Origin of the sequence: Micromonospora sp. C95, assembly GCF_018070465.1 — a bacterium.
In the GTDB taxonomy this organism is placed as follows: domain Bacteria; phylum Actinomycetota; class Actinomycetes; order Mycobacteriales; family Micromonosporaceae; genus Micromonospora.
This window is the reverse complement of sequence record NZ_JAGPXT010000002.1, coordinates 435,024-461,794: the sequence shown is the minus strand read 5'-3', so window position 1 is coordinate 461,794 and position 26,771 is coordinate 435,024. Positions and strand designations below refer to the sequence as shown.

The window sequence follows — 26,771 nt, the reverse complement described above, 5'->3', positions numbered from 1 at the left end:
GATGCTGCTCGACCCCGGCATGGACCTGACCCTGCGGCCCATGCGCTACCCGCAGTTCTTCGACCGGTTCAAGGACGCCATCAAGAACACCTGGACCGTGGAGGAGGTCGACCTGCACTCCGACCTCGCCGACCTGGCCAAGCTCTCCCCGGCGGAGCAGCACCTGGTGTCCCGGCTGGTCGCGTTCTTCGCCACCGGCGACACCATCGTGGCCAACAACCTCGTGCTCAACCTCTACCAGCACGTCAACTCCCCGGAGGGCCGGCTCTACCTGTCCCGGCAACTGTTCGAGGAGGCGGTGCACGTCCAGTTCTACCTGAACCTCCTGGACACGTACGTGCCGGACGAGCGGGAACGGTTCGCGGCGTTCGCGGCGGTGGAGAACATCCCGTCGATCGCCCGCAAGGCCGAGTTCTGCTTCAAGTGGATCGACTCGATCTTCGAGCTGCGGGAGCTGAGGACCCGCGCGGACCGGCGGGCGTTCCTGCTGAACCTGATCTGCTTCGCCGCCTGCATCGAGGGCCTGTTCTTCTACGGCGCCTTCGCCTACGTGTACTTCCTGCGGTCCCGGGGCCTGCTGCACGGTCTGGCCTCCGGCACCAACTGGGTGTTCCGGGACGAGTCGATGCACATGGCCTTCGCCTTCGACGTGGTCGACACCGTACGCGCCGAGGAGCCGGACCTGTTCGACGACGAGATGGAGCAGCAGGTCCGGGACATGCTCGCCGAGGCCGTCGAGTGCGAGGTGCAGTTCGCCGCCGACCTGCTCGAACAGGGCGTGTCCGGACTGTCCCTGGCCGACATGCGCGAGTATCTCCAGCACGTCGCCGACCGCCGGCTGGCGCAGTTGGAGATCGCGCCGCGGTACGGGTCGAAGAACCCGTTCGCCTTCATGGAGTTGCAGGACGTGCAGGAGCTGTCCAACTTCTTCGAACGGCGGGTGTCGGCCTACCAGGTCGGAGTCACCGGCACGGTCGCCTTCGACGACGACTTCTGACGGCCCCACCCGCACTGACCGGGTCCGGCTCGGCGATGGTCCTGTCAGTCATCGCCGGGCCGGTCCAGTACGCGGCGGGGCTCAGGTCGTGCAGCACCACGACGGAGCACAGGGCGCCGAGATCGGGCACTGGTAGAGGCGTCGCCCGACGACGGTCAGGTAGCCGATCATCGAGCAGAGCACGGCGGCGACCAGCAGCGACGCGCCGGACGGCAGTGGTTCCGAGGATCGTCATGCCGGGTGTCGGCCCTGTCGAGCTGAGGGCGTCAGCGGATCACGGTGATCAACGCCCCCAGTTCCGGGCGACGGCAAGTGGATCTCCGGCCCGGAAGTCGGGCGGATCGTGCAGGAGGAAGTCGCGGTGGCTGATGTTCCACGCGTAGGCGCCGGCCATCGAGAACACCAGCACGTCGCCGACGGCGACCGGGCCGCTGTCGGCGTCGCGGGCCAGCACGTCCTTGGGGGTGCAGAGCTGGCCGACGACGGTGACCGGGCCCCCGTCGGTCCGGGGCCCGGTGCCGGCCCGGGACACCACCAGAAAGGGTTGGGAGTGCCCCTTGGCCGCCGGGGTCCGCAGGTGATGGGTGCCGCCGGCCACGATCACGAACCACTGACCCTGGGACCGCTTCACGTCGATCACCTCGGTGACGTACGACCCGCAGTAGACCGCGACGGCGCGGCCGGGCTCGATCCGTAGCCGGACGGTCGGGTAGGTGTCCGCCACCTCGGCGAGCAGCCGACCGTAGCCGGGCCAGTCGAAGCGGTGCTCCGGGTGGCGGTAGTCGACCGCCATGCCGCCGCCGACGTTGACCTCCTCCGCGCCTACCTGCCGCACCGCCCAGCCGGTCACCTCGCGGGCCACCACGCCGGCGGTCGCCGCGTCGAGCCCGCTGGCCAGGTGGGCGTGCACGCCCCGGACCCGGACACCGTCCGGCGGATCGGCGGCGAGCCGGACCGCCTGCTGCGGGTCCATGCCGAACGGGCTGGGCCGCCCGCCCATCACCAGGACCGCGCCCGGTGTGGCCACCGGCAGGTTCACCCGCAGCAGCACGTCGACGGTACGCCCGGCGGCCCGGGCCAGGGCGGCCAGCCGGTGCAGTTCGGCGGCGGACTCGACGTGTACCCGGTGCACGTCGGCAGCCAGTGCGGCCGAGAGATCCGCGTCGGTCTTGCCCGGTCCGGCGAAGGCGGCCACCCGCCGGCCGGGCAGCACGGCCGCGAGGTGGCGCAGTTCGCCGCGACTAGCCGCCTCGAAACCGTCGACAGTGGCGGCGAGGGTGCGCAGCATCCCCGGGTCGGGATTGGCCTTGACCGCGTAGAGCAACTCGACCCGTTCCGGCAGCGCCGCCCGGACGGCGGCGGCGTGCGTGGCCAGGGCGGCGAGGTCGTAGACGTAGGTGGGGTGGTTCATCCGGTAGCGCCGATCGGGTTGGGCACCGCGACGTAGGGCGCCTGCTGGTCGGCGGCCCGGTGCCAGCGGACCAGCAGGTTCGCCTTCGCGGCGAGCGGAGCGCCGTCGAGCAGCGCAATCAGCTCGGCCGGCGCACCGAGCTGGGCGTACGTCGCCTCGACGGCCTCTCTGACCGTCCGCCACAGCCGGGGCTCGATGCCGGGGTGACCGTCGGCGAGCGCACCGGCGAGACCGGCGAGATGGTTGACGAACAGGCAGTAGACCACGCGCCGGGTCGCCTGCGCGGTGGTGTAGGCGGCCTGCCGGGGAACCCGGTCGGGCCAGGCGGCCAACCGGCCCAGATCCAGCTTCAGTCCCTCCAGGTCACGCAGGATCAGGCGGACCGGACGGCCGTCGCGATCCAGCACCACGAGCACGTTCTGCAGGTGTGCCTCGTGGACCACGCCGTGTTCGATCCACAGTCGCAGCACGGTGGGCACCAACAGTTCGACGTAGGCCCGCCACCAGTCGAACGGCTCCGGCACGACCAGCGGCGCGGTGGTCAGCGCCGCCGCCAGCACGACCCGTTCGTCCGGCCGCAGGTGCTCGCGGACGCCGGTCCGCAGGATCGTGCCGTACGCCTCGTCCGCCCCCGGCAGGTCGACGGTCCGGTAGCCGGGTTCGCGCAGCAACCCGACCCGCGGGGGTAGCGGCACGCTGGACAGGAACCGGGTCAACGCCACCGCTCCGGTCAACTCGTAGCGGGCGTTCTTGCGTAGGCAGTTGGTGATGCGTACGTGCAGGCTGGTCTTGAGGAACAGGTCCACCGAGGGGGCGTAGAGCGTACGGACGCTGGCGGTCGGGCGGACCGGTACGCCGGCCGGGCCGAGCCGGCGCAATCTCGGGTCGGTCGGCGGCATCAGGTCCAGCTGCCACGGATGCACCGGCAGCAGGTGGTGCCCGGGTGGCGCGTCCGGCGGATCCAGCGGTGCGATCAGCTCGTCGACCGGTCCGTCACCGGCCACCAGATCGGCGGGCACCGCGAGCCAGCTCAGCCGGAAGGCGCTGCGCAGTTCCGGGGCGTAGCGGCCCCAACTCGCCGGATCACCACTGCGCCACTTCGGGCTGGGGTGGTGCGGGTGCCCGTGCACGAGGGCATGTTCGGAGTCGACGTAGCCGTCCACCACCGGCTCGCCGGTCGGGGTGGGGTCGCGGGACGGGCGGTCACGCAACAGCGTGGCCAGCGCGTCGCGACTGCCGAGCACCTGCTCGACGAACTCGTCGTTGGCCAGCCCGGTGCGGGCGGTCAGCTCGGCGGCCAGCAGCCGGGCGAGCCGCGCGACGTCGACCGGCGCGTCGACGGCGCCCACGTCGTCGACGAGGGTGCCGTCGATCGGCGTGCCGGCGGTCGACGGATCCGGCACGGCCGGGCGACGGCGGGCGACCGGTGCCGGCCGGCAGCGGACCGGGCCGACGTAGCGGTGCGCCAGCACGGGGGAGACCCGGGCCAGCCGGCAGGAGAGCACCAGCCCGAGGTGGGGCAGCCGGATCCGCAGGAGCCCACCGACGGTCTCGGCCGTCCCGTCGGGCGCGGCCACCTCCCGCAGGTAGCAGGCGAGCAGGGTGTGCGTGGCGGCCAGATCGGCGGCGTGTTCCGCCGGTCGGGCGGTGGCTTCGACGGTCTGCGGGGTCACGCGCCGCTCCGCAGGTAGTTGGGTCCGGTCCGACGGTAGAACTTGTTCACGTCGGTGCAACCGGTCCGGTGCTTGGGCAGCAGCGTGCCGGCGGTGAGCATCGCCTTGACCGGCAACCGGTCGGCGGTCAGGATCTGGTCGACCAGCTTCCGTGCGGCGGGTGTGTCGCCCCACCGGTCGCGGGCGGCGCGCAGCCGTGGTGCGAGCGCCTCGGCGGGGGAGGGCACCGTGACGCCCTGTTCCGCCAGGGCGAGCAGAGGCGCCGCCGCTGCCAGGTGCAGGGTGATCGTGACGAACATGTCGGCCAGCTCCCCGGGGTGGCGGATCCACATCCGCTTGTCGCGCAGCCGGAGGGTGCCGGCGTGCCGAGGGTCCAGCCGGGCACCGTCGTTGTCCTTGTACAACAACCGGACCGGACCCTCGGTGGGCAGGACCAGCTGGATGTTCTGCGGATGTGCTTCCAACGCCACTCCGTACCGTAACCACAGGCACACGTGCCAGTCGAGCAGGAGATCCAGATAGGACCCGAGGAGGCGGCCCGGGTCGTCCCCGCCGATCCGCTGGGCGACCGTGCCGGCGGTGGGATCCGCCGCCGCGAGCGCGGCCACCGGCACCACGGTCGCCCGCTCCAGCCCGGTGGGCATCCGGCGCAGCAGAAACGACCGCAGCTCGTCGTCGTCGCAGTGACCGAAGACGCTCTCGTCGGCGTGGGCGATCCGGCCGGCGAAGCGCGGCTGCTGCGCGGCGAATCGGTCGAGCAACGCGGCCACCGCCGCGCCGTCGGACAACGAGTCGGGCGCGAGGGTACGGCGGTTGCGCGCACCCAGACTCGCGGTCGGCAGCGGCAGTTTCAGGTGCGTCGTCGGGTCGCTGTCCAGGGCGACGGTCCGCATCGACAGCGTGGGCCGCACGGTGATGTCGGGTCCGTCGAGCACGGGCACGGCCGACTGGTCGGCGGTGAGTGGATGCACCGGCAGCAGCACCTGCCCGGCCTGGCGTGGTGCCGGCCACCAGTCGGGCAGCCGGCCGTGCAGCCGCAGGGTACGGGCCGGTACGGGCAGCCACCGCAGCGCGAACGCGGGAGCGTGCTCCGGTGCGTACCGGAGCAGCTCGGCCTCGTCCAGACCGTGGCGGCACCGGTCGGTGGGGTAGACGGCATGGCCGGCGTGGGCGGCGAGCACGTCGTCGAGCAGCGCACCGCCGAAGCCGGTGGGCGTGTCGACCCGGGCGGCGGCGACCCGGGCGTACGTGTGCGACCGGGTCGCCTCGGCCAGCCGGCGGGCGAGCAGGTCCTGCCGGCACTCGTCGGTGAAGACGCGCCACCCCTGCTCGGCGTCGGTGTCGGCGTACGGTGCGAGCAGCGCCAACAGGCCCGCCAGCGTGTCGACCCGTCGGGTGCGCGCCCGACCGGGCGGGTGCACCTGCACCTCGGCGCGGGCGAGGCGGACGGTGTGCTGGAAACCGTCGGGCCGCACCGGAAGACGTAACCGGCCGGCGCGGTGCGGTGCCTGCCACCAGCCGGGGCCGTCCGGACCGCCGCCGCTGCTCAGGCCGAGATGGTCCTCGCGCAGCAGGGCGTCCAGTACCCGGCGGAACAACTGCTGCTCCACCGGATCGGTCACGTCTCGATCACCCAGTCGAGTCCGGCGCGGAACTCGACGAGCGCCCGGCCGACGGTGCTCGGGTCCGGCCCGATGGCGTGCAGGACGGCCAGGTAGTCGCGATTGGTGCCGGTCCACTCGGCGGTGGTGCCGATCGCCCGCAACGGGCGGCAGCCGAGTCGGACCCCGTCGCGTACCGCGTCGACGCGCCCGGGGGCGGCGACGAGGGTGCCGCCGCGCTCGGCGCAGACGTACTCGACCCGGGCGGTCTGCTCGATCGCGGCCGGGTCCGGCAGACCGAGGTCGGCCACTGGCTCGCCGAGGTGCAGCCGGATGACGTACTCGAACAGTGGCACCCCGAGCAGCTCGGCCAGGACGAGATCCATCCGGTCACCGATCAACCGGTCGTTGACCTCGATGAGCCGAGGTCGTTCCCGGTGCACGACGAACTCGGTGTGGCAGGCGCCGAACCGGACGCCGAGCGCGTCCAGTTGAGCCCGCAGCCGGTCGGTCGTCGCCGGTGCCGCCGGTGCCCATTCCAGACACAGCTCGGTGAAGGTGGGCGGCGGGCCGAGCGTGGTACGCCAGCCGCCGAGCACGGCCAGCGTCCCGGTGTCACCGAGGGTGTCGTGGGTGCGCACGTCGCCGGGCAGGTACTCCTCCACCACGAGTGGCGCGTCCGGTCGGCGACGGCGGATCTCGGTCACCCGCCGGGCCAGCTCGTCGACGTCGGTGACCAGGTAGGCGTCCTCACTGGCGACGCCGTCACGCGGCTTGACCACGGCGGGGAACACGTCGAACGTCGGCGGCTGCCCGGGTTCGAGGGGTCGGGCGTGCACCACGTCGAGACCGGCGTCGGCGACGGCCTGCCGGGTGGCGGCCTTGTTCTTGCAGCGCCGGGCCGCCTCGGGATCCTTGCCGGGCAGACCGAGACGGTGGGCGGCGAGCGCCGTCGCGGTCTGCAGGTGATCGCTGTTGGAGAACAGCCCCACCGCGGCCGGTCCGTCCCGCACCGTCTCGGTGACGGCTCGCGGGTCCCGCACCGGGCAACGCCGTGTCGGCACCGGCTCGGGCCAGTCGTCGGGGCGATCGGTCAGCACGGTGACCGGCACGCCGAGCGCGTCGGCGGCCGGCAGCAGGCCGTCCAGCACGGAGTCGGTCGGATTGAGGGCGGTCAGGTACAGCATCACGAGTCGGCGCGGTGCGCAGCCGTCACCGGGCGCGCCAGTAGGCCAGCGCCGCCACCTGCTCCTTGCCGACGCCCAGCCCGCGCCGCAGGTGCCGGACGATGCTGCGGGTGCTGGCCGCCTCGCAGGCCACCCAGTACAGGCTGTCCTCCCGGGCATCGGTCAGGGCGGTGGTGACGGTGTCCACCAGGTGCTGGCCCTCGTCGCGGCGCGGCACCCAGACCACCTGGTCGTGCGGCCGGGTACGCAGTGGCAGCGTCCGCTCGCCGTCGTGGGCGTACTCGAGCCAGATCCTCGCCGACGCCGGCCCGGCGGTGTCGAGCAGGCTGTTCACCGCCGGCAGGGAAGCCGCGTCGCCGACCAGGTACAGCCGGCCGGGCACCGGTTCGGGGAACGCGAAGGAACTGCCCTGCACGGTCGCCTCGATGGTGTCCCCGGGCCGGGCGGTGGTGGCCCAGCGGGCGGCGCAGCCGTCGTGCAGGGCGAACACGAGGTGGAAGCGTCCGGTGGCCGCGTCCGGATCGACAAGCGTGTAGGCCCGCTGGTGTGGTCGGCCCTCGTTGTCGAACCACAGCCGGATCCACATGGTGGGGTGCACCCCGCAGGCCCGCAGCAGGTCGCCCCCGTCGACCAGCAGCCGCTGGTAGCGGTCTCCGACGGCTTCGTTCTCCAGCACGGTCAGCTGGAAGTTCCGGCCCCCGAACGCCTTGAGTACGAGGGCTTCCCAGTTGCGTTTCACACGTTTCTCCACTGTGGATGCGTTCGGGTGACGAGGAGCCTGCGGAGAGGGTAGGCGCCGGCCTCAGGGGCGGGCGGTCAGCGGCAGTGCCCGCACCAACATCCGGTGCGAGCGCCAGCCGGGGAACGGCACGAGGTCGCCGACGTGGTCGAATCCGGTCCGTTGCAGCGCGTGCCACACCCGGGTGTTGGTCTCGGCGACGGCCAGTGACACCCGCTCCTCGCGCCGTCGGGCCAGCAACTCGACCGTCATCCGGAAGCCGAGGCGGTGGCGGCGGTACTCGGGCAGGACGAACGCCTCGCACACCGCGAAGGTGCGGCCCGGCCACTCCACCGCGAGGCCGGGATCCTTGGCCGAGGCCAGATCCCGCCACCACCGGGTCTCCGGTGGCAGCGGGCAACCCATGACCGTCCCCACGAGGTGGCCGTCGACGTACCCGAGCGCCGCCTCGAAACCGGGGGCCTCGGCGGTCCACCACAGGCGTTCCGCCACCGTCGGTACGGTGTGGTCGACCAGGTGCAGGTCGGCGGCGTGCACGCGGCGGTAGACCTCGGCCAACGCCTCGATGTCGACCTGGTCGGTGATGGCTACGGTGCTGTGCAGACCGTCGATCACCTCGGACGCGACGGGCGTCGACATGTGAACCCTCCCCGAACTTTGGTTAGGCATACCTAACCAGCCGGTGGGTGTTCGGGCAAGTCCGGTCGTCCGCCGAGCGGCGTTGGTCAGGCAGCTTGCCGCAGGTCGGCCAGCAGCTTCTCGACCCGGGTACGGATCTCGTCACGGATCGGGCGCACCGACACCACGCCCTTGCCGGCCGGGTCATCGAGCTTCCAGTCCTCGTAGCGCTTGCCGGGGAACACGGGGCAGGCGTCACCGCACCCCATGGTGACGATCACGTCGGAGGATTCCGCGGTGGCGTACTCGAGAAGCTTGGGGCTCTGGTCGGTGATGTCGATGCCGACCTCCCGCATGGCCGCGACGGCGGCCGGGTTGATCGTCTCGGCGGGAGCGGAGCCGGCGGAGCGCACCTCGACGGCGTCGCCGGCGAGGTGGCGCAGCCAGCCGGCGGCCATCTGGGAGCGGCCGGCATTGTGTACGCAGACGAACAGGACGCTGGGCTTGTCGGTCATGAGATGCCTTTCGATCCGGAAGCGGTGGCTGCGGGTCGACCGTGGGTGCAGGTCATCGCCGTCCGCTCGTGGCCGACTGCTCGTCGGTCGGCACGACCACCTGGTCGGCGGCGGCACCGGCGTCGGGGTAGAGGGCCGCCAGCAGGCCGAGACCGACGACGAGACCGACGACCTGCGCCACCAGGAAGCCCGGCACGGAGCCGGGGGCGATGCCGGCGAAGGTATCGGTGAACGCGCGGCCGACCGTGACCGCCGGGTTGGCGAACGAGGTGGACGACGTGAACCAGTATGCCGCTCCGATGTAGGCGCCCACGGCGGCCGGCGCCACGGTGGCCCGGCCGGACCGCGCCAGCGCGAAGATCAGCAGGACCAGGCCGGCGGTGGCGACGACCTCGCCGAGCCAGAGGTTGCCACCGCTGCGCACCCGGCCGGAGAAGCTGACCGCGCCCAGGCCGAACATCAGGTTGGCCAGCACCGACCCCGCGACGGCCCCGGTCACCTGTGCCACGAGGTAGCCGGCCAACTCACGGAGGGTGAGGCCGCTGCCCGAGCGGCGGCCGAGCAGCCAGTCGGCGGCGGAGACGACCGGGTTGAAATGGGCGCCGGAGACCGGTCCGAACATCAGGATCAGTACGCCGAGGGCGAAGGCCGTGGCGACCGAGTTCTGCAGCAGTTGCAGACCGACGTCGTCCGGGGACAGGTCGGTGGCCATGATGCCGGAGCCGACCACGGCGGTGACCAGCAGGGCGGTGCCGGCGAACTCGGCCAGCAGGCGCCGCCAGAATGCGATGGTCATCTTGTTGTGCTTCTCCTCGATGGTTATCGGGCGGGGACGTTCAACTCGTCGAGGAGACGCCGTACCCGTCGTTCGATCTCGTCGCGGATCGGCCGGACGTCGTCGACGTCGAGGCCGGCAGGGTCGGCGAGGTCCCAGTTCTCGTAGCGGGTCCCGGGAAAGACCGGGCAGGCGTCACCGCAGCCCATGGTGACCACCACGTCGGCGGCGCGGATCACCTCGTCGGTCCAGGGCTTGGGGAACTCGTCGGAGATGTCGATGCCGCGTTCGGTCATGGCCGCGACGGCGGCCGGATTGATCTCGGTGCCTGGTTCGCTGCCACCGGACCAGGCCACGGCCCGGTCGCCGGCCAGGTGGGTCAGGAACCCGAGGGCCATCTGCGAGCGACCGGCGTTGTGGGTGCACAGGAACAGGACGACGGGGCGGCCGTCACGGTGATGTCCCTCGACGCGGGCCAGTGCCTGTAGCCGCTGGCGGGCGAAGCGTTCGGCGAGCAGGGGAAGGTAGTGGGGGATCCGACCGTCGACGGCGAACTGGTCGTAGCTGCTGTGCAGGAAGCGTTCGATCGTCTCGGTGCCGTACGTGCCGTGGAACTCTTCGGCGAGGCGGGTCGCGGCCGTACGCAGGGCCAGACGTTGATCGACCGAGAGGTCCGGGCGGGAACTGCGGGTGAGGTGGGTCATCGGGGGTCTCCGGGTAGGACGGCGGGAGCGAGTCGGGCGACCCGGTCGGCGAGGTCGGCGTAGACGGACTCGAACGCTTCGTCGGTGTCCACCCGGACCGGGTCGGGAACCGACCAGTGCAGCCGGGGGCGAAGTTTGTCGGTCAGTCCCTCGTGAGCGTTGTCGCAGACGGCGACGACGAGGTCGTCGCTTCGCACGACGTCGGCGACGTGGGCGGTGCCGGTGGGGTCGAGGTCGAGTTGGTGGCGGTGGGCCACGGCGACCGCGCGGGGGTGCACCCGGGACGCCGGTTGGGTGCCGGCCGAGGCGGCGGCGCTGCTGGTGCGGTGTCGCCACAGCGCGGCGGCCAGCTGTGAGCGGGCCGAGTTGCGGGTGCAGACGAAGACCACCCGATTGACCCCGGTCAGCCGGGGGGTGGCGAGAGCGGCGAGTGTTTCGGGCCGCAACCGGAGGTAGGTGCGTCGCCGGTCGCCCTCGGAGCGGACCTTCACCACCAACTGGGCCTGGGTGAGGACTTTGACGTGATGGGCGACCAGGTTGGTCGGCATGTCGAGACGGTTGGCGATCTCGCCGGGCGAGGCGTCACCGAGGGTGAGCGCGTCCACGATCGCCAGGCGGGCCGGGTCACCGAGCGCGGCATGGGTGCGTGATCGCGCCGCCAACGAAGAAAGCTCAACCTCCATAGACTCAACTATCGCTGACTAAAACTCCGGCGTCAAGGTGTCACCCGTCAACCGTGCTCAGCCGGAGGCGGGATCGAGTCAGCGCAGCCGACCACGCCGGCCGAACCAGTCCCGCGACACGCGGGTGTTGAGGGCCAGGACCACCCAGGCCAGCAGGGCCAGGCCGACGATCGTGATGGCGCCGAAAAGTCCCAGCGAGGCGGCGGCCAGCAGACCCGCGAGGGCGTACGCGGGGTAGGGCGCCCAGCGGCGGCGGGCCGCCAGGCTGATCGCGACCAGCCCGCACGCGGTGGCCATCACGGCGAAGAAGGCGACGGCGCCGAGGGATCCGGTCGCGGCGAGCGAGCGGTGCACCGTCGCGAGCGCGAACAGCAGCGACAGCAGTGCGAAGGCGAGCACGGTGACCCGGACCGGGGTCGGCGTCCGGTGGTGCCGGAGGTGGTCCCCGTAGCCGCCGCCGGGTGCGCGTACGACCATAGAGACAACGATGGACGTCGACGTCTGTCCGGGTGTGCCACTGTCGGCAACGCGACAGCGGACCCGGGCGGCCTAAGCTTCGGCCCATGGCGAGGTACTTCGACGTGCATCCGGACAACCCGCAACCGCGCACCATCGGCCAGGTGGTCGAGATCATCCGGGGTGACGGTTTGATCGCGTACCCCACGGATTCCTGCTTCGCCCTGGGTTGCCGGCTGGGCAACAAGGACGGCATGGACCGGATCCGGGAGATCCGCCACCTCGACAGCGGCCACCACTTCACTCTCGTGTGCCGGGACTTCGCCCAGCTCGGGCAGTTCGTGCAACTGGACAACGCGGTGTTCCGGGCGGTGAAGGCGGCCACTCCCGGCCGCTACACCTTCATCCTGCCTGCCACGAAGGAGGTGCCGCGGCGGCTGTGGCACCCCCGCAAGAAGACCGTCGGGGTACGCATCCCGGCGCACCCGGTCACCCGCGCACTGCTCGACGCGCTCGGCGAGCCGTTGCTGTCGAGCACCCTGCTGCTGCCCGACGACGAGGAGCCGCTGACCCAGGGCTGGGAGATCAAGGAACGGCTCGATCATGCCGTCGACGCGGTGATCGACGCCGGCGACTGCGGCACCGAACCGACCACGGTGGTGGACTTCTCCGCCGGCGAACCCGAGATCGTCCGGGTCGGCGCCGGTGACCCGGCCCGCTTCGCCTGATCGGGTGTCTTCGCCGGCCACGCCGATCGGAGCCGGTACGGCGGCTGGCCGCCACGCCCCCGTACCCCGTGGCGGCCGCGCCCGGGCCGCGCTCGCCCGGCTGGGGGCGATGGCTTGGACCCGTCCACAGCTTTCGACTGCCGCAGGCGAAAGTTCGGTCGACGGTACTGAAACTATCGACGTCGCTCGGGGTAAGGGCTACGCTCCCAGGCATCAGCCGTCGATGCGAGGGGTGTCATGTCCCGTCGAACCGGAAGGCCGTCCTACCTGGTCGCTCCGCCCGCGAAGCGGCAACGGACGAGGACGTGGGTCGTCGCCGCCGCGGCGGCGGTCCTGGTGGCGGCTCCGGCCGGCGGGCTGGTCGGGCACGCTGTCGGCCGGCCGGACCCGACGGAGGCGAGCGTGGCGAAGATGCGCCAGGCCGACGCCGAACGGGACGCACAGCAGATCGTCGAGCTCACCGAGCTGGCTCACCGCACGGGCGAGGAACTCGCGCCGATCATCCGCGCCGTCCGGCAGGACGCCGAGGCGGGCCGAACGCCCGAGCGGGCCCAGGTCGACAGGTGGCAGCAGACCATGCGGCGGCTGATCGCCCAGTTCGCCGATCCGCCGTCGGGCATGACCGCCACGAACGTCGCCCGTGGTGGGCTGCGCAGCGCCGTCGACCAGGTTGCCGTCGCGGTCGACTCCGTCGCTCTCGCGCTGGACGGTCCGAGCACCGGCCGCGCGGAACGGATGCAGCTGGCCGCCCGACAGGCGACTCTCGCCGTCACCACCTGGTCGGTTGCCGCGACCCAGCTCGACCAGGTCAACATCGACGCCGGACAAGGGCACCAGCACGTCCACCTCGATGTCGGCGAGGTGGAGGGTGCGCTCGGTCCGGACGGTTCGGCCGAGGGCACCGGCGGCTGACCGTCGGATCCATTGTGGTCGATAACGATCAATCGTTGTCATGAACGGAACGGTCTTGACGCGCTGATCGAGTCACGCTACCTCGACACTTGCGAATCGGTATCGCATCCGATGCATAATGGGCAACGGGCTGCGCGCGTCGGGGCAGGGACGACCACAGTGATCTGCCGACTTCAACGGAGGCGCCTCCATGGCATTGATTCCGGCGGCTGGTGCAGGCTGTAGTGGGCCGTCGACGCCGCCACCGCGAGTCGCGCTCCCGGGAACGGTCAATTCCGAGGTGGAGTGGGACGGCTTCGACCCGGGTGCCTACGTCCAGCACAACTACTCGGTCCTGCGTGACGATGATCGCGAAATCCTCTGTCGGATAAGAGACTTTTTCGGCGGCGCGAAGATTGCTGGCGCGCACTGTGTCGACGTTGGCTCGGGTGCAAACCTCTACCCGGCGCTGTCGCTTCTGCCATTCGCCCGCAGTCTCGAACTCTGCGAATATTCCACGGCGAATGTGCGCTGGTTGGGTAACCAGATCAGCGGCTATGACGAGTGCTGGGACGCGTACTGGCAGGTGTGTGCGGAGCACCCGGCGTACGCGGCGCTGACCGACCCCCGTGGCCACCTCTCCCGGGTGGGTCGGGTGTCCCAGCTGAGCGTCTTCGACCTGCCCAGACGGGCCTGGGGTGCGGGCACCATGTTCTTCGTGGCCTGCTCGATCTCCGCCGACCGGGCCGAAGCGGAACACGCGATCGGCCGTTTCCTGGGTGCGCTGCGCCCGGGGTCGCCGTTCGCCGCCGCGTTCATGCTGGGGTCGAATGGTTACCGCGTCGGGCAGCACTGGTTTCCGGCCGTGCAGCTGCACCGCGCCGAGGTGGTGGCGAGCATCGCGGCCGGTGCGTACGACGTGGACATGCACGAGGTGTGCCCGAGGCCGTCGTTGCGCGACGGGTATCTGGGCATGTTGCTGGTCACCGGACGCAGCCGCGGCTGAGCCGTCCATTGTCCGTCCCGGATTCTCAAACAGTGGCTCACCTGGGCTCTTGGACCGGCTGACCGCTCCGGGGAGATCGGTACGCGCGGCCATTCAGGTCACGCTCCGGCAGGGATACGATGATGGGTGCACGTCATCGTGGATCATCGTGGGTCAGGCAGAATCAGCAACTCCGTTTCGACGACTACAGCAGACGGTGGTGGACCATGCGTATGCAGCCGCGCCAGGAGATTCTCGACATCTGGCGGTCCACGGTGCGCAGCTGTCTCCGCAACGGCGAATGGGAGTGGGGTGGCCGGAGCGGGTCCAATTCCATCAGCGACGCGGAACAGCTGCTGACCGTGCTGCTGCCGGCGACGAAGATCCCGGTGCTGTCACTCGACAACCCGGACCGGATCGACGAGGAGGTCATCGAGGCCCTCGGTGCGATCGGCGGGGCGATCGAGATCCCCCGCCGGCTCGTCAAGATCATGACCGAGTACTTCGCCCGGTACACCGACGACAGTGGCGCGCCGACCTTCGGTGGTGGCAGCTACCTGACCCCGGTTCAGGGCGGCCCGGACCTCACCGAGGAGCAACGCTCCATGGACGTGGTCGACTCGTTCGCGGTGTCCGTCACGCTCACCCTGGCGACAATCGGTTTCGTCAAGATCTACCGACCCTCCACCCAGCGGGCCGACCTGCGCGCCCAGCTGGACAAGCTGGAGGAGATGGCCAGTCTCCGGCTCACCGCGGCCATGGTCGGGCTGCTGCGCAGCTTCAGCACCTCGGTCTTCGCCGCGACCGACGAGTTCGGCATCCGGCTCTGCGACATGGTCAACCAGGACGAGGTGCCGCGCCGCGAGGTCGTCGCCGCGCTGCGTGCGCAGCTACGGGACACCATGGCGAGCCTGCGCAACGTCGTGGTCGGATCCGGTCAGGTGACCGAGGACCTGGACAACAGCGAGATGCTTTTCGAGTGCGGCTGGTCGTGGGGGACGATCGCCGGCGCCGACGAGGTGGAGACGATCGAGCCGATCGGCCCGCAGCGTGAGGGCTCGGCGGAGAACGCACCCTATCTCTACTTCACCGTCATCGCGGTGGACGCCATCGACGATCTCAACTCCGAACGTACCCGCCTGCTCGGCCTGCTCAACGAGGAGCAGCAGCGACTGTTCCGGATTCTTCAGCTGCGCTGGGAGTTGACCCGCCGGTACTGGGCGACGGTGGCGACCTTCGGCAACCGGCGCCGGTGGCCGATCGAGGACATCCCCTGGCGTACCACCGACGGTGACCGGACCGACTACTACACCCTGCAGGCCACGTCGCTGGCGGTGAAGGGGCTGGTGGCCAGCGGCCGAGGCGGTGACGAGGAGTTCGGGCGGATCGGAAACGTGCTTGTCGAGTTGGCGCAGCGGGGTCGGATCACCCGGCGCGCCTCGCCGAACGAGCCGGCGTTGGTCGTGCACGCCCCGGGCAAGCAGGTGACTCTCAACGACGCCACCTCGAAGCCGATCATGACGTGGAACGTCAACGAGTTCTCCACGGTGCTGCTCCAGCGGGCCACCACCGTGGCCGGCCTGCTCAACAGCGCCCGGCACCGCAGCGAGCTGCTGGAACTCGCGGACGAGGTGTGGGAGCACCTCCTGCTGCGGCGCATTCCCGAGGGTCGGCACCGAGGGCTGTGGGATCACGCCGGCGGCGCGTTCCCCGACCTGGCTCCGTTGCCCGAGGCGCCCTCCTGGTACCTGACCGAGCGAGTCGTGCAGGCGCTGGTCAACGCCGGTCAGCTGCTCTGGGAGCGGCCGTTCCCCCGAGCTGTCAACCTCGCCAGGTACGCCCAGGATCTCATCGACGAGGCCGAGTACGTGTTCGACCGGGAGCTGATGAGTGGCACGTTCGCCGGTGAGGCGATGCAGCGCGTCATGCGCAGCATCCGGGCGACGTTGCGCCGCGGGCAGTCGCTCGTGGACGACCAGCCGGGCACGGCCGCCGCGCTGGCCAGCACCCTGCTGCTACAGCTCAACGACATCACCACCGGCCAACAGAAGGCCAGCGAGGGGATCTGAATGCTGGTCTTCGTCACGTCGCACAAGGGTGGTACCGGACGCTCGGTGACCGCGGCGAACATCGCCTACCGCAGCGCGCTCTCCGGCCGCTCCACCTGTTACCTGGACTACGACTTCGGCTCGCCGACGGCCGGCATCACGTTCCAGATTCCCCAGGCCACCAACGGCATCGAGGGCGCCGGCCCGAACGGCGGTGGCCTGCACCGCTACCTGCGGGGCGAGATCCCGTCCCCGGAGCAGTTGGACGTGTGGGGCAGCTCGGAGCGGGTCAGCCTGCGCCAGCGACCGACCGGTTCGGGCTCGCTGGTGCTGCTGCCCGGGCAGCGCAACGGCAGTGAGTTCGGCTTCAACGCCGACATCGGCCGACGCTGCGCCGAACTCTTCCTCCGGCTGGAGGAGGAGTTCGACCTGACCCTGGTGGATCTGAGCGCTGGTCGCTCGTACGCCAGCCAGATCGCGTTGGCGGCCACCGCCAACCGGACCCTGCGCAAGGTGACCGTGCGGTGGCTGGTCTTCCACCGCTGGACGCCGCAGCACGTGATGGCGGCGGCGGATCTCGCCTTCGAGGCCGGCGGGATCCTGGCCATGGGCAAGGAATACGGCCACGAGCCGGACCGGCTACGGGAGTCGCTGCGGTTCGTGCGGACCGCGGTGATCGATTCGCGCGGGCCGGAGGTGGGGCACCTCGACCTGGCGCAGCAGGCGTTCCTGCGCCGGTGCGACGCGGAACTGGGGGAGCTGGCGCGCCGGAAGGGCACCGGCCGCACCACGCTGCTCGGCGCGGTGCCGTTGGACCCGCTGCTGCAGTGGCGCGAGCAGCTGATCTCAGACAACGACGTGCAGACCAAGATCGCCAATGCCAGGACCGTGGACGCCTTCGTGGAGCTGACCGAGAAGCTCTTCGACGAGACCGCATGGGAGACCGTGTGATGAGCGTGGATGTCAGGTTTCAGGAGGCAGCCGCGGTGCGTCGTACGGAGAGCGTGCCGTACTCGCACCTGTCGGTGGAGTTGGGGCACGTCTACGCCGAGGACTTCGGCGACGGATGCCGGGACCTACGGCGCAAGTTCGCCCGGATCGCGGACTGGGCGCAGGCGATCCCGGCGCTGGCCCGTCGCGGGTTGCGTCCCCAACGGCAACCCCGGATCAGCACGTGTTTCCTGGTCGACGACTACTTCCACCGGTTCGCCACACCGCGCGAGGTGATCCCGCAGGTGCAGCAGGCCGCGGCAGAGCACGGGCTGGTGCTCGACTACGTGGCCCGCGAATCCAGCTTCGCCCGATACGACGACGTCGAACTGGCCCGGCTGGTGGTGGACACGCTCGTCGTGGAGCCGCCGCGGCACACCACGGGCAGCCGCCCACCGCTCAGCGAGTCGGGCTGGCTGTCCAACGGCAAGCGGTCACCGGGGCACGCCGACGCCCCCGCGATGACGCTACCGCTGCCGTGGTCCCCGCCGTTGCAGTCCGGCGACGCGCCGCACTCCATCTTCGTCGACATCGAACTGTGGTCCGAAGAGCCGGACCGCCGTGTCTGGGCCTGCGCACTGCTCGCCTCGGTCTGGCAGATGACCCGGCTGGGTGTGCTGCGGCACCGGGGACAGACGATCACCCAGCCGTACCAACTCCCGCCCGACGAGCCGCTGCCGACCGACTGGGACCGCCTACCCGCGATCGTCCAGCTGAACCCGGCCGCCACACCCTTCTGTGGGTACCGCACGGTGACGCTGATGGACACCCGGTACCTGCCGGTCGAGTTGGCCGTGCGGACCATCCTCGGGCAGGTGGCGGTGCCGCCCGCGGTCGCGCGGCAGGTTGCCAAGCGGGCCGGCAGTGAGGGTCTGGAACTGCCCGATGAACTGGTCGACCGGTTGAGCTACGTGTTCATCGGGGATTGATCAGCCGCGTGGTGCCTGCGTACCGCGACCGAACCTGCGGTCCGCCGGGCCGCTGCCGGCGGTGGAGAACGGTTCGGCGAGCGTGCCGGACCCGCACGGCTGGCTGACCGTCGCCCGGCCGGCCAGGTCTCGCAGGATCGCCATGTTGCCGACGGTGATCTGATCCCTGATCCAGTTGACCGAGGACTGCCACTGCCGGCTGAACCCCGGTACCTGCTCCAGCCGGTCCCAGATCGGCCGCAGCCGTGGGTCGACCCGGGCACCGGGCAGCCACAGGTGCAGCAGGTGCTCCAGCACCGGCCGCAGCCGTTCGATGTGCTCCTGCGTCGAGCCGGCCCGGGTCACCGCGGCCTCCACCAGAGCGGACAGCATGGTGAGCAGCCAGTCGTGCAGGGCGAGATCCTCGCAGAGGCCGGCGACCGCCGCCGGGACGTCCTGAGGGCTCACCGTGAGTCGCACGGTGCGCAGCGTCGGCGAGTCCACCGCGACCTCGGCCGTGGCGTTCGGACCCGGCTGCTGATGCACCTGCGCGGTCCACCGCAGTCGGGTGCGCGCCGCACGCAGTGGAGGACGCCGGTCCAACAGGTCGGACATCTGCACACTGTCCAGCACCCGGCCGGTGATCGCGTCCAGGTTCAGCACGTCGGCGGCGTTGCCATGCAGGAAACCGTTCGTCAGGTCGTCGGCGTCCAGCTTGCCGACCGTCTCCAGCACACCCGAGTTGGCCAGGTAGTGCGACCACGGTCGGCGACGCTCGCCGGCCACGACCTGGATGATGGAGGAGGCCTGCACGATCCGGCCGCCGGTGATGACCGCCCGGGTGACCACCGCGCCGACCCCACGCAGTTGGCGGTTCTTCGCGCTCGGCAGCCAGCAGTCCACACCGGTACGCACGTCGGGCGACACCGCGTACAGCGACGGTCGCCGGGAGGTCAGCACTGCCTCGCCCTCCACCAGGCTGAGCACCTCGGCGCTCTGGTCCTGCGCCAGCGCCGTGCTGTGCTGCAGCAGGCTGGTGTGCACCTCGCCCACCGTGAGCATGGTTCCTCCGCATCGGCACCACGGGGGACACCGGCGGGCATGGGCCAGCGGCCGGTGACCGGACCGAATCCGTCCCGCGGCCATCATAGGCCCATCCGTGGCGGGAAAGCCGATATGTGCCCGGGCGGCGGACTTCACGGGTCCGAAGGATGTGACGACGACTGATATTTTGAAGAATGCGGTCGCCAGCCACCCCTGGAGTTTGCCGTCGATGAAGGTCTACATTTCGGCCACCCAGCAGGACCTGTTGGAATACCGTGCGGCCGTGCACGCGGTGGCGCGTCGTCTGGAGATCGAGGACGTCGCAATGGAGGCGTACGGGGCCGACGTACGCCCGCCTCTGGAACGCTGTCTGACCGACGTCCGCCGATGTGATCTCTACGTCGGACTCTTCGCCTGGCGCTACGGTTACCGCCCACCGGGCCAGGAGTCCTCCATCACGGAGCTCGAATACCGGGAGGCGCTCGCGGCCGGCAAACCGTGCCTGATCTTTCTACTCGCCGAGGACATGCCCTGGCCGCCCGACATGGTCGATCCCAACCGGCAGCAGATCGTGGCGTTGCGCAACGAATTGAAGGAACGCCACCTGTGTGCCTTCTTCTCCAGCGTGGACGATCTGTCGGCGAAGGTCACCGTGGCGCTTGCCGACATGCGCAGCGGCCGGTCACCGGCGCGGGAGCCCGGCGACCCCGACACCCACCTGCCCGAGGCGGTCCGCAGCCAGTACCACAAGCAGCTTCGGCTGCGGTACCAGGCGGTGCCGTTGGACGCGGTGTCACCGCGACCGACGATCGGCTACCTCACCGTGGGTCTGTCGAACGTGTTCGTGGAGCCGAGGGTGCATGAGGACGCCCGACCGGAGATGCCGCTGGCCTGGTGGCGCTGGGCGGGTTCCGGCCCGGACGGTGACGCCGGTGCGCTGCCCGGGGTGGTGGATCCGAGGGACGTGGAGCGACTCTGGGAGGAGTACGCGGCCAAGGAGGCGTCGGCGCTTTTCGACGTGGTGTGCGATCCGGCCCGGCGGGCCATCGTGCTGCTCGGCGATCCCGGCTCCGGCAAGTCGGCGGCGGCACGCTACCTCGCCCTCGCGCTGGCCGGGGTCTGTGAAGAACCCCGGCTGGCGGCACTGGACCGCTACCTCCCCGTCCTGATCGAGCTGCGATCGTATGCGGCGCATCGTGGTGACGGTCGGTGCGACGGCCTGTTGGACTACGTCGGACACCGGCACCAGCAGGGGCTGGCCGGCATCGACCGGGAGGTGCTGGAGGCGTACCTGCGCCAGGGTGGTCAGGCGCTGTTCCTCTTCGACGGGCTGGACGAGGTGTTCGATCCGGCGCAACGCGAGGAGATGGCCGCGCAGATCGCCACCTTCGCCAACGAGTACCCCGGGGTGCGCACGGTGGTCACCTCGCGGGCGGCCGGGTACCTGCGGCACACCTTCGCCAATGCCGGGTTCGACCACTTCACCCTGGAGGATCTCGACGACGACCGCATCGCGCGGTTCCTCGGCAACTGGTACCGGTACGTCATGCCGACCCCGTCGGTCGAGGCGGACCGGCAGCGGCGGCAGATCCTCGACGTGGTGCGGCGGTCCCGGGCGATGCACGAGATCGCCGGTAATCCGTTGTTGTTGATGCTGATGGCGATCGTCGGTCGGGACCGCCCCCTGCCCCGAAACCGTCGCCGGCTCTACGCGCACGTCACAGACGTGCTGATCTCCGAATGGGACGTGACCAAGCAACTGCGGGAGAGCCACGGCGACGTGCCGCCGCTGGATCCGCAGGCGAAGCTGCGGCTGCTGCGCCACCTGGCCTTCTGGATGCAGTGCCGGGAGTCGGGACCGGCCGGGAATTACATCGAGGCGGACGAACTGTCGCGGATCTTCCGCGACCACCTGGTGGAGTTCTACGGTTTCGAGAACGAACGCGCGCACGCCATGGCGTACTCGATGATCGACAAACTGCGCCAGCGCAGTTTTATCCTGGAACGGTACGGACTGCGCCTGTTCGGGTTTGTGCACCGTACGTTTCTGGAATTCTTCTGTGCCGAGGAGATCGTGGACAGGTTCGATCACGACCCGGACACCTGGGGGATCGGCCAGTTGCGTGCGCTGTTCCGCGAGAACTGGGCAGATCCGTCCTGGCGGGAGGTGCTGCGGCTGGTCGCCGGCGCGCTGCCCGCCAAGGTCGCCAACGACCTGGTGACCCTGCTGGCCACCCAGGTCAACCGGCCGTGGCCGCCGCTGAACCTGGCCGGCCCGCCGTGGAACCTGGTGTTGGCCGCGCAGTGTGTGGCGGAGGCGCCGCAGCCGGCCGGGTTGGCCGGTGCCGGCGAGGCGGTGCTGCGCCAGGTCGTGCTGCTGGTCGAGCACGGCATCTCCGCCGACGACCCGAACGTCGTCGAGGTGACCGAGCAGGAGTTGCTTTCCTCGATCCGGGCGCTCGGACCGCAGTGGCCCGGCCGGGCCGTCTTCCTGCACTGGTACCGCCGCCGCGGGGTGCGTACCAGTTGGCGTTCCGGTTCGACCTTCGCCACCCGGGCGGCGGCGGCGCTGTCCACCGCCGACGAGCAGCTGGAGGAGGTGCTGGTCCGGGAACTCGGGCAGAGCCGCCAACGGCAGGCGCGCATCGCGCTGGTCGCCGGGCTGGCCGAGGCCGCCGGGCGGTTGGACACCACCAGCCGCAGCCGCCGGCACTGCCAGGACCTGCTGCTCGCACAGGCTCTGACGGGAGGCTCAACCGCGGTGCGCCAGGCCGCCGTACGCGCGTTGGTCGCCAACTTCGGCACCGGCGGCGATCTGCTCGTGGCGCTGCGCGACCTGGCCGGCTCTCCCGACGCGGCGGTCCGGGCGATCGCCGTGCAGTCCCTCGGCGGACGGGCCGAGCTGACCGAGGACGTTCGGCGGCTGGTGCTGACGCGGGCGACCGAGGACCGGGACACCGGCGTGCGGCGGGCTGCCGTGGCGGTGCTCGCCGCCCGCTGCCTCCACCTGCCCGACGTCACCGAGACGCTGCACCGGCTGCTGGCCACCGACAATGACCCCGGCGTGGTGCAGTCCGCGCTGCGGTGCCTACTCACCCTTGCCGAGCAGAGCGAGACGGCCCGTGGGCGGGCCCTGTCCCGGGTTGCCGGTGATCCCCACGAGGGGGTGCGGCGCTGCCTGGTGTGCGAGCTGCTGCCGGGGCGGGGTGGCACGGAGGGCACCGAGCTGCTGCTCAAACTGGCCGGCTCGGACGCCTCCGCGCGGGTCCGTGCGGTCGCCGTACAGCGGCTGGTGTTGGTCGACGACCCGGACGGGCGGTGCCGGGACCGGCTGGTGGACCGGATCGAGCAGGACGAGGACCCCTCGGTGCGGGCGGCGGCGGTGGTGGCGTTGACCGACCGGTACCGGATGGCCGACAGCGGGTGGGCGGTGGCCGCGCGGGCGGCACGCACGGACGACGACGCGACGGTGCGGCTGGCCGCGGTCCGGGCGCTGGCCGAGGCGTACCCGGATCACCGCACCGGCGAGCTGCTGCTGGAGCGGGCCCGCCAGGATCCCACCGCCGGTGTCCGACTCGCCGCCGTCGATCTGCTCACCGGTCGGCCGCCACTCGGGCCCGCCATGCAGGAGCTGCTGATCGGCCGGGCCGCCCAGGAACGCGATCCGATCGTCCGACTCCGCGTCACCCGCAGCCTGGCCCGGCTCGGCGATCCGCTCGACGCGGCGGTGGTGGAGTGCCTCGCCGAGCAGGTCCGGCGGGATCCCGATCCGAACGTGCTGCGCGCTGCCGCGCAGGCGTTGGCCCGCGACGGCGGCACCGACGGGCTGGTGGAGACGCTGTCGCGGCGGGCACGCCGGGACAGCTACGCCGGCATCCGACTCGCCGCGGTGGAGACCCTCAGCGCGTACGGCGATCCGGACGTGGTGACCGACGTGCTGCTGGAGTGCATCGAGTCCGACACCGACCCCGCCGCCTTCGACGCGGCGGTGTGCTGCCTGATCGCGCGCGGTGAGACCGCCATGGCGGTGACGTTGCGACTGATGCGCCGGCTGGCCGACCGGGATCCGGGGATCCGGGCCCGCATCGCGGCCGCGCTCGGCGAGCACTTCGGCAACGACCCGGAGGTCCGGCTGCTGCTGGTGGGGTTGGTGCGCGACGATCCGGCGCTGGAGGTGCGCCGCCGCGCCGCGGCGCAGCTCGCGGCCAACCTGGCCGACCGGGCGGGCGTGCGGGAACTGCTGATGCGGCTGGTCGACGACGAGGACTGGGAAATCCGCCGCACCGCGCTGCTCGCGCTCGCCCGGCACTACGGCGAGGACACCCGCACCAGGCCGTTGCTCGTCCGGCTGGCCGGTCAGCCCGACCCCACGGTACGGGGTCTCGCCGGTCAACTGCTGGCGACGCTACCCGACACCAGTCCGGACGACTTCCCGTGACCGACCGCGACGGTGGTGATGAGCGGTGTGGACGGCGTCCCGTGGCGACTGCGGCCGGTCGGTCTCAGGTGGCCCCGGCATCGGTGGGTGCCGCAGCAGCCGGATAGACCCGGGTCTCGGCGGCCTTGACGGCGACCCAGAACGTCTGCCCGGGTGCCAGCCGAAGCTGGGCGGCGGCAGCCGGAGTGATGTCGGCCGCCACGGTGACCGGGCCGTCGAGCTGCACCCGCAGGTTGTCGCCGTGGCGTTGCACTCCGGCGACGGTGGCGGGCCAGGTGTTGCGTGGGCTGCCCTCGGGGCGGCGCGGATGCAGCGCCACGGCCGACGGTGCGAAGGCGACGAAGACGTCGCCGTCCTGCCGGGCGTCGGTGAGGAGTGGGAAACCGTCGGTGAGCAGGACGCGGTGCCCGTCCGCGTGCCCCCGGTAGAGGTTGAGACCGACCAGACGGGCGACGTAGTCGGTGCGCGGCTGGGCGGTGACGGTGGCGACGTCGCCCTCCTGCACCACCTGCCCGTGTTCGATGATGACCAGCCGGTCGGCCAGGACGACGGCGTCGATCGGGTCGTGGGTGACCAGCAGCGTGGCGCCGGCGTGACCGGCGAGGTGGTGTTGCAGCTGGGCGCGGGTGTCGAGCCGGGTGCGGGCGTCTAGGGCAGCGAGTGGCTCGTCGAGCAGCAGCAGTGCCGGTTCGACGGCGAGGGCGCGAGCCAGGGCCACCCGTTGGGCCTGACCGCCGGAGAGCTGCCGGGGCTTGCGCCGGGCCTGTTCGGCTAGCCCGACCCGGGCCAGCCAGGCCGCGGCCCGCTGCCGGGCCCGCTGCCGGTCGAGGCCCTGGCGACGTGGCCCGAACGCGATGTTGTCCAACGCGGTCAGGTGCGGAAACAGCAGGTAGTCCTGGAAGACGACCCCGATCTGGCGCTGCTCGGTCGGGGTCCAGATCCGACGGCCGGGATGATCGAGGTGCCGGCCGGCGAGGCGGAGATGTCCGCCGGTGAGCGGGATCAGACCGGCGAGGGCACGCAGGGCGGTTGTCTTGCCGGCACCGTTCGGCCCGAGGAGTGCGACCACCTCGCCGGTATGGACGGTCAGCGGCAGGTCGAGTCGGAAGGTGCCACGGTCCACCACGAGGTGGCTGTCGAGCAGTGCGTCGCCAGCCGGTGGGCCGGCACCGGGCCGGCTCGTTGCGGCGGTCACGAGCTGCCGAGCCAGCGGTCGCGGAGGCTGGCCAGGATCACCACCGACACGGTGAGCAGGACGAGACTGAGCAGTATCGCCGCCTCCAGGTCGGTCTCGAGGGCGAGGTACACCGCGAGCGGCATGGTCTGGGTACGGCCGGGAAAGTTGCCCGCGAAGGTGATGGTGGCGCCGAACTCGCCGAGAGCCCGAGCCCAGCACAGCACCGTTCCGGCGGCGATGCCCGGCGCGACCAGCGGGAGCGTGACGTGCGTGAAGGTTGTCCACCGACCGGCACCGAGGGTCGCCGCCGCCTCCTCGTACCGCACGTCCGCGCCGCGCAGCGCGCCCTCGACGGCGATCACCAGGAACGGCATCGCGACGAAGGCCTCGGCGAGCACGACGCCGGCCGTGGTGAACGGCAGGGTCACCCCGAAGGTGCTGTCGAGCCAGCCGCCGAGGATGCCGCGTCGGCCGAAGACCAGCAGCAGCGCCACCCCGCCGACCACCGGCGGCAGCACCAGCGGCACGGTGACCAGGGCCCGCACGAGGCGTCGGCCCGGAAAATCGACGCGGGCGAGGAGCCAGGCCAGGGGCACTCCGAGCAGGACGCAGAGCAGTGTGGCGAGGGTGGCCGCCTGGACCGACAACCGAAGCGCGTCGAGCACCCCCGGCTCGGTGAGCCGCTGCGGGAGCGTGCTCCACGGCGTACGGATCAGCAGGCCGGCCAGCGGCAGCACCAGGAAGAGCAGGCCGAGTGCGGCGGGCAGCAGGAGCGCGAGAGGCACCCGACCGGTGCGCCTGGTTACCTGTGGTGGCGCGGACCGGGTGGGCACAGCCGTGCTGTTGTCGTGTCGGGACATCGACTACGGGGCCTGGAATCCGGCCGCGGTGAGCACGGCCTGACCCGGGCGGGAGAGCACGTGGTCGACGAACGCCCGGGCGGCCGGCTTGTTCGGGGCGTTCTTCAGCACGACGATCGGATAGTCGTTGACGGCCCCGGTTGATTCGGGAAACTCGATGCCGTCCACCTCGTCGTCGGCGGCCTGCACGTCGGTGCGGTACACAATTGCCGCGTCGACCTCGCCCAGCCGCACCTTTGACATGGCCGCCTTGACGTCCTGTTCCAGGGTGACCGGGTTGAGTTCCACCCCGGCGGCGTCCAGCGCCTTCCGGGCCGCCGCGCCACAGGGGACCTGCTCGGCGCAGAGCGCGACCTTCACGTCCGGCCGGGTCAGGTCGGTCAGACCGGCCATCCCGTCCGGGTTGCCGTCGGGCACCGCGATCACGAGCTGGTTGCGGACGAAGACGCGCGGGCTGCCGTCGCCGTTGCCGGCGTCGACGACTGTCGTCATGTTCGCCGGCGAGGCGGAGGCGAACACGTCCGCCGGGGCGCCCTGATCGATCTGGTTCGCGAGGGCGGAACTGCCGGCGAAGCTGAAGGTGACCCGCACGCCCGGATTCGCCGCCTCGAAGTCCTCGCCGATCCGGGTGAACGACTCGGTGAGCGACGCGGCGGCGAGCACCGTGACCTCGCCGGTCACGGCACCATCCTGCGGTCGCGGGTCGGTCCCGCCGTCGCCGCAGCCGGCCAGCGCGACCGTCGTCATGGCGGCGAGCAGGGCCAGCCGTCGGGTCGTCATGAGCCGTTTCTCCTGCTGTCGGCGTGGGCGGGCGGTCGCTCCACGACGACCGTGGTCGACTTGATCACCGCGATCGCCACCGAACCGACAGTCAGCCCCAGATCGTCGACGGCCTCGCGGCTCATCAGCGACACCACCCGGAAGGGACCGGCCTGGATGTCCACCTGGGCCATCACGGCGTCCTTGACCACGGCGGTGACGATGCCCCGCAGCCGGTTGCGGGCCGAGGACTCGTCGGCCCGGTCGTCCGGGTCGTCGGCCTGCGCCCGGACGAAGGCGGCCAGCTCGACGCCGTCGATCACTCGATGTCCCTGCTCGTCGCGCCCGGCGGCGAGGCGGCCGGCATCCACCCAGCGCCGCACGGTGTCCGCGCTGACGCCCAGCAGCTCGGCCGCCTCGCCCATCCGAAACGTCGTCACATCGCACACCCTATGCCACGCACTTGCAAGCCAGGAAGCGAGAAGGGCCTCGAATCTGCGGCTGACATGCGGCCGGTGAAGCGGCAATCGCGGTCGTGGCCCAGGTCACCCGGTCGGCTTCCGTCTCGACGAGGGGACTGCTCG

The 26,771-nt window shown here is 71.2% G+C and carries 24 protein-coding genes; 8 read left to right on the top strand and 16 right to left on the bottom strand.

Translation table 11 applies throughout. The annotated features are described in order from the left end of the window. The first annotated feature begins 1 nt into the window (after position 1). A complete protein-coding gene (locus KBX00_RS04660; protein WP_210823685.1) occupies positions 2–997 on the top strand; it encodes a ribonucleotide-diphosphate reductase subunit beta in 996 nt (331 codons plus the stop codon). 283 nt (positions 998–1,280) lie between these two features. Here KBX00_RS04660 and KBX00_RS04655 read toward each other — a convergent pair whose 3' ends face one another. From KBX00_RS04655 to KBX00_RS04605, 11 genes are all read right to left on the bottom strand, one after another. Then, complete coding sequence (locus KBX00_RS04655) at positions 1,281–2,408, bottom strand: alanine racemase (protein ID WP_210823499.1); 1,128 nt, start codon at positions 2,406–2,408, stop codon at positions 1,281–1,283. Next, positions 2,405–4,081 carry an IucA/IucC family protein gene (locus KBX00_RS04650; RefSeq protein WP_307868061.1) on the bottom strand — a complete coding sequence of 559 codons (1,677 nt, stop codon included), beginning with the start codon at positions 4,079–4,081 and terminating at the stop codon, positions 2,405–2,407. The genes KBX00_RS04655 and KBX00_RS04650 overlap by 4 nt, the downstream gene beginning before the upstream one ends. Then, positions 4,078–5,703 (bottom strand): IucA/IucC family protein, encoded by a 1,626-nt coding sequence (locus KBX00_RS04645; RefSeq protein WP_210823497.1) that lies wholly within the window; start codon positions 5,701–5,703, stop codon positions 4,078–4,080. The genes KBX00_RS04650 and KBX00_RS04645 overlap by 4 nt, the downstream gene beginning before the upstream one ends. Beyond that, a complete protein-coding gene (locus KBX00_RS04640; protein ID WP_301547274.1) occupies positions 5,700–6,869 on the bottom strand; it encodes an acetyl-CoA carboxylase biotin carboxylase subunit family protein in 1,170 nt (389 codons plus the stop codon). Before KBX00_RS04640 ends, KBX00_RS04645 begins: the two co-directional genes overlap by 4 nt. 25 nt (positions 6,870–6,894) lie before the next feature. Next, the gene (locus KBX00_RS04635) at positions 6,895–7,608 is read right to left on the bottom strand and encodes a siderophore-interacting protein (RefSeq protein ID WP_210823493.1); all 714 of its coding nucleotides are present in this window, start codon (positions 7,606–7,608) and stop codon (positions 6,895–6,897) included. Positions 7,609–7,671: 63 nt separating this feature from the next. Beyond that, positions 7,672–8,247, bottom strand: a complete 576-nt coding sequence (locus KBX00_RS04630) for a GNAT family N-acetyltransferase (RefSeq protein ID WP_210823491.1) — start codon at positions 8,245–8,247, stop codon at positions 7,672–7,674. Positions 8,248–8,333: 86 nt separating this feature from the next. Next, on the bottom strand, positions 8,334–8,741 hold the full coding sequence (locus tag KBX00_RS04625) for an arsenate reductase ArsC (protein ID WP_210823489.1): 408 nt from the start codon (positions 8,739–8,741) through the stop codon (positions 8,334–8,336). A 52-nt stretch (positions 8,742–8,793) separates the two neighbouring features. Next, on the bottom strand, positions 8,794–9,537 hold the full coding sequence (locus KBX00_RS04620) for an MIP/aquaporin family protein (RefSeq protein WP_210823488.1): 744 nt from the start codon (positions 9,535–9,537) through the stop codon (positions 8,794–8,796). Between the two features lie 23 nt (positions 9,538–9,560). Further along, the gene (locus KBX00_RS04615) at positions 9,561–10,220 is read right to left on the bottom strand and encodes an arsenate reductase ArsC (RefSeq protein WP_210823487.1); all 660 of its coding nucleotides are present in this window, start codon (positions 10,218–10,220) and stop codon (positions 9,561–9,563) included. Further along, positions 10,217–10,903 (bottom strand): helix-turn-helix domain-containing protein, encoded by a 687-nt coding sequence (locus tag KBX00_RS04610; RefSeq protein ID WP_210823486.1) that lies wholly within the window; start codon positions 10,901–10,903, stop codon positions 10,217–10,219. Before KBX00_RS04610 ends, KBX00_RS04615 begins: the two co-directional genes overlap by 4 nt. Before the next feature lie 78 nt (positions 10,904–10,981). Further along, positions 10,982–11,380, bottom strand: coding sequence for a hypothetical protein (locus KBX00_RS04605; RefSeq protein ID WP_210823485.1), 399 nt, complete (start codon positions 11,378–11,380; stop codon positions 10,982–10,984). Between the two features lie 86 nt (positions 11,381–11,466). Here KBX00_RS04605 and KBX00_RS04600 point away from each other — a divergent pair, with 86 nt between their 5' ends. From KBX00_RS04600 to KBX00_RS04575, 6 genes are all read left to right on the top strand, one after another. Beyond that, positions 11,467–12,087 carry an L-threonylcarbamoyladenylate synthase gene (locus KBX00_RS04600; protein ID WP_210823483.1) on the top strand — a complete coding sequence of 207 codons (621 nt, stop codon included), beginning with the start codon at positions 11,467–11,469 and terminating at the stop codon, positions 12,085–12,087. Between the two features lie 237 nt (positions 12,088–12,324). After that, positions 12,325–12,999 carry a hypothetical protein gene (locus KBX00_RS04595; protein ID WP_210823481.1) on the top strand — a complete coding sequence of 225 codons (675 nt, stop codon included), beginning with the start codon at positions 12,325–12,327 and terminating at the stop codon, positions 12,997–12,999. A gap of 190 nt (positions 13,000–13,189) precedes the next feature. Beyond that, a complete protein-coding gene (locus KBX00_RS04590) occupies positions 13,190–13,984 on the top strand; it encodes an SCO2525 family SAM-dependent methyltransferase (protein ID WP_301547273.1) in 795 nt (264 codons plus the stop codon). Positions 13,985–14,190: 206 nt separating this feature from the next. Then, complete coding sequence (locus KBX00_RS04585) at positions 14,191–16,032, top strand: SCO2524 family protein (RefSeq protein ID WP_210823478.1); 1,842 nt, start codon at positions 14,191–14,193, stop codon at positions 16,030–16,032. Next, a complete protein-coding gene (locus KBX00_RS04580) occupies positions 16,033–16,962 on the top strand; it encodes an SCO2523 family variant P-loop protein (protein WP_210823475.1) in 930 nt (309 codons plus the stop codon). Further along, on the top strand, positions 16,962–17,930 hold the full coding sequence (locus KBX00_RS04575) for an SCO2522 family protein (protein ID WP_301547272.1): 969 nt from the start codon (positions 16,962–16,964) through the stop codon (positions 17,928–17,930). Before KBX00_RS04580 ends, KBX00_RS04575 begins: the two co-directional genes overlap by 1 nt. On the opposite strand, the gene KBX00_RS04570 is transcribed toward KBX00_RS04575, so the two are convergent. Next, complete coding sequence (locus KBX00_RS04570; protein ID WP_210823473.1) at positions 17,931–18,971, bottom strand: SCO2521 family protein; 1,041 nt, start codon at positions 18,969–18,971, stop codon at positions 17,931–17,933. A gap of 211 nt (positions 18,972–19,182) precedes the next feature. Between KBX00_RS04570 and KBX00_RS04565 the strand changes: the two genes are divergently transcribed. Then, positions 19,183–23,391: a HEAT repeat domain-containing protein gene (locus tag KBX00_RS04565; protein ID WP_210823472.1), complete on the top strand. Its 4,209-nt coding sequence runs from the start codon at positions 19,183–19,185 to the stop codon at positions 23,389–23,391. 64 nt (positions 23,392–23,455) lie between these two features. On the opposite strand, the gene KBX00_RS04560 is transcribed toward KBX00_RS04565, so the two are convergent. From KBX00_RS04560 to KBX00_RS04545, 4 genes are read right to left on the bottom strand one after another with little or no spacing between them, the layout of a single operon-like run. Beyond that, the gene (locus tag KBX00_RS04560; protein ID WP_210823471.1) at positions 23,456–24,586 is read right to left on the bottom strand and encodes an ABC transporter ATP-binding protein; all 1,131 of its coding nucleotides are present in this window, start codon (positions 24,584–24,586) and stop codon (positions 23,456–23,458) included. Next, positions 24,583–25,428, bottom strand: a complete 846-nt coding sequence (locus KBX00_RS04555) for an ABC transporter permease (RefSeq protein ID WP_210823470.1) — start codon at positions 25,426–25,428, stop codon at positions 24,583–24,585. Before KBX00_RS04555 ends, KBX00_RS04560 begins: the two co-directional genes overlap by 4 nt. Positions 25,429–25,431: 3 nt before the next feature. Then, positions 25,432–26,208 (bottom strand): molybdate ABC transporter substrate-binding protein, encoded by a 777-nt coding sequence (gene modA / locus KBX00_RS04550; protein WP_210823465.1) that lies wholly within the window; start codon positions 26,206–26,208, stop codon positions 25,432–25,434. Then, the gene (locus tag KBX00_RS04545; RefSeq protein ID WP_210823463.1) at positions 26,205–26,627 is read right to left on the bottom strand and encodes a molybdopterin-binding protein; all 423 of its coding nucleotides are present in this window, start codon (positions 26,625–26,627) and stop codon (positions 26,205–26,207) included. The genes modA and KBX00_RS04545 overlap by 4 nt, the downstream gene beginning before the upstream one ends. Positions 26,628–26,771 lie beyond the last annotated feature (144 nt).

Coding starts and splice junctions, on each gene's coding strand:
- KBX00_RS04620 (WP_210823488.1), bottom strand. CDS start 9,537: ATGACCATCGCATTCTGGCGGCGCCTGCTGGCCGAGTTCGCCGGCACC.
- KBX00_RS04555 (WP_210823470.1), bottom strand. CDS start 25,428: ATGTCCCGACACGACAACAGCACGGCTGTGCCCACCCGGTCCGCGCCA.
- KBX00_RS04610 (WP_210823486.1), bottom strand. CDS start 10,903: ATGGAGGTTGAGCTTTCTTCGTTGGCGGCGCGATCACGCACCCATGCC.
- KBX00_RS04660 (WP_210823685.1), top strand. CDS start 2: ATGCTGCTCGACCCCGGCATGGACCTGACCCTGCGGCCCATGCGCTAC.
- KBX00_RS04605 (WP_210823485.1), bottom strand. CDS start 11,380: ATGGTCGTACGCGCACCCGGCGGCGGCTACGGGGACCACCTCCGGCAC.
- KBX00_RS04580 (WP_210823475.1), top strand. CDS start 16,033: ATGCTGGTCTTCGTCACGTCGCACAAGGGTGGTACCGGACGCTCGGTG.
- KBX00_RS04630 (WP_210823491.1), bottom strand. CDS start 8,247: ATGTCGACGCCCGTCGCGTCCGAGGTGATCGACGGTCTGCACAGCACC.
- KBX00_RS04570 (WP_210823473.1), bottom strand. CDS start 18,971: ATGCTCACGGTGGGCGAGGTGCACACCAGCCTGCTGCAGCACAGCACG.
- KBX00_RS04615 (WP_210823487.1), bottom strand. CDS start 10,220: ATGACCCACCTCACCCGCAGTTCCCGCCCGGACCTCTCGGTCGATCAA.
- KBX00_RS04655 (WP_210823499.1), bottom strand. CDS start 2,408: ATGAACCACCCCACCTACGTCTACGACCTCGCCGCCCTGGCCACGCAC.
- KBX00_RS04565 (WP_210823472.1), top strand. CDS start 19,183: ATGAAGGTCTACATTTCGGCCACCCAGCAGGACCTGTTGGAATACCGT.
- KBX00_RS04640 (WP_301547274.1), bottom strand. CDS start 6,869: ATGCTGTACCTGACCGCCCTCAATCCGACCGACTCCGTGCTGGACGGC.
- KBX00_RS04590 (WP_301547273.1), top strand. CDS start 13,190: ATGGCATTGATTCCGGCGGCTGGTGCAGGCTGTAGTGGGCCGTCGACG.
- KBX00_RS04600 (WP_210823483.1), top strand. CDS start 11,467: ATGGCGAGGTACTTCGACGTGCATCCGGACAACCCGCAACCGCGCACC.
- KBX00_RS04585 (WP_210823478.1), top strand. CDS start 14,191: ATGCGTATGCAGCCGCGCCAGGAGATTCTCGACATCTGGCGGTCCACG.
- modA (WP_210823465.1), bottom strand. CDS start 26,208: ATGACGACCCGACGGCTGGCCCTGCTCGCCGCCATGACGACGGTCGCG.
- KBX00_RS04595 (WP_210823481.1), top strand. CDS start 12,325: ATGTCCCGTCGAACCGGAAGGCCGTCCTACCTGGTCGCTCCGCCCGCG.
- KBX00_RS04625 (WP_210823489.1), bottom strand. CDS start 8,741: ATGACCGACAAGCCCAGCGTCCTGTTCGTCTGCGTACACAATGCCGGC.
- KBX00_RS04575 (WP_301547272.1), top strand. CDS start 16,962: ATGAGCGTGGATGTCAGGTTTCAGGAGGCAGCCGCGGTGCGTCGTACG.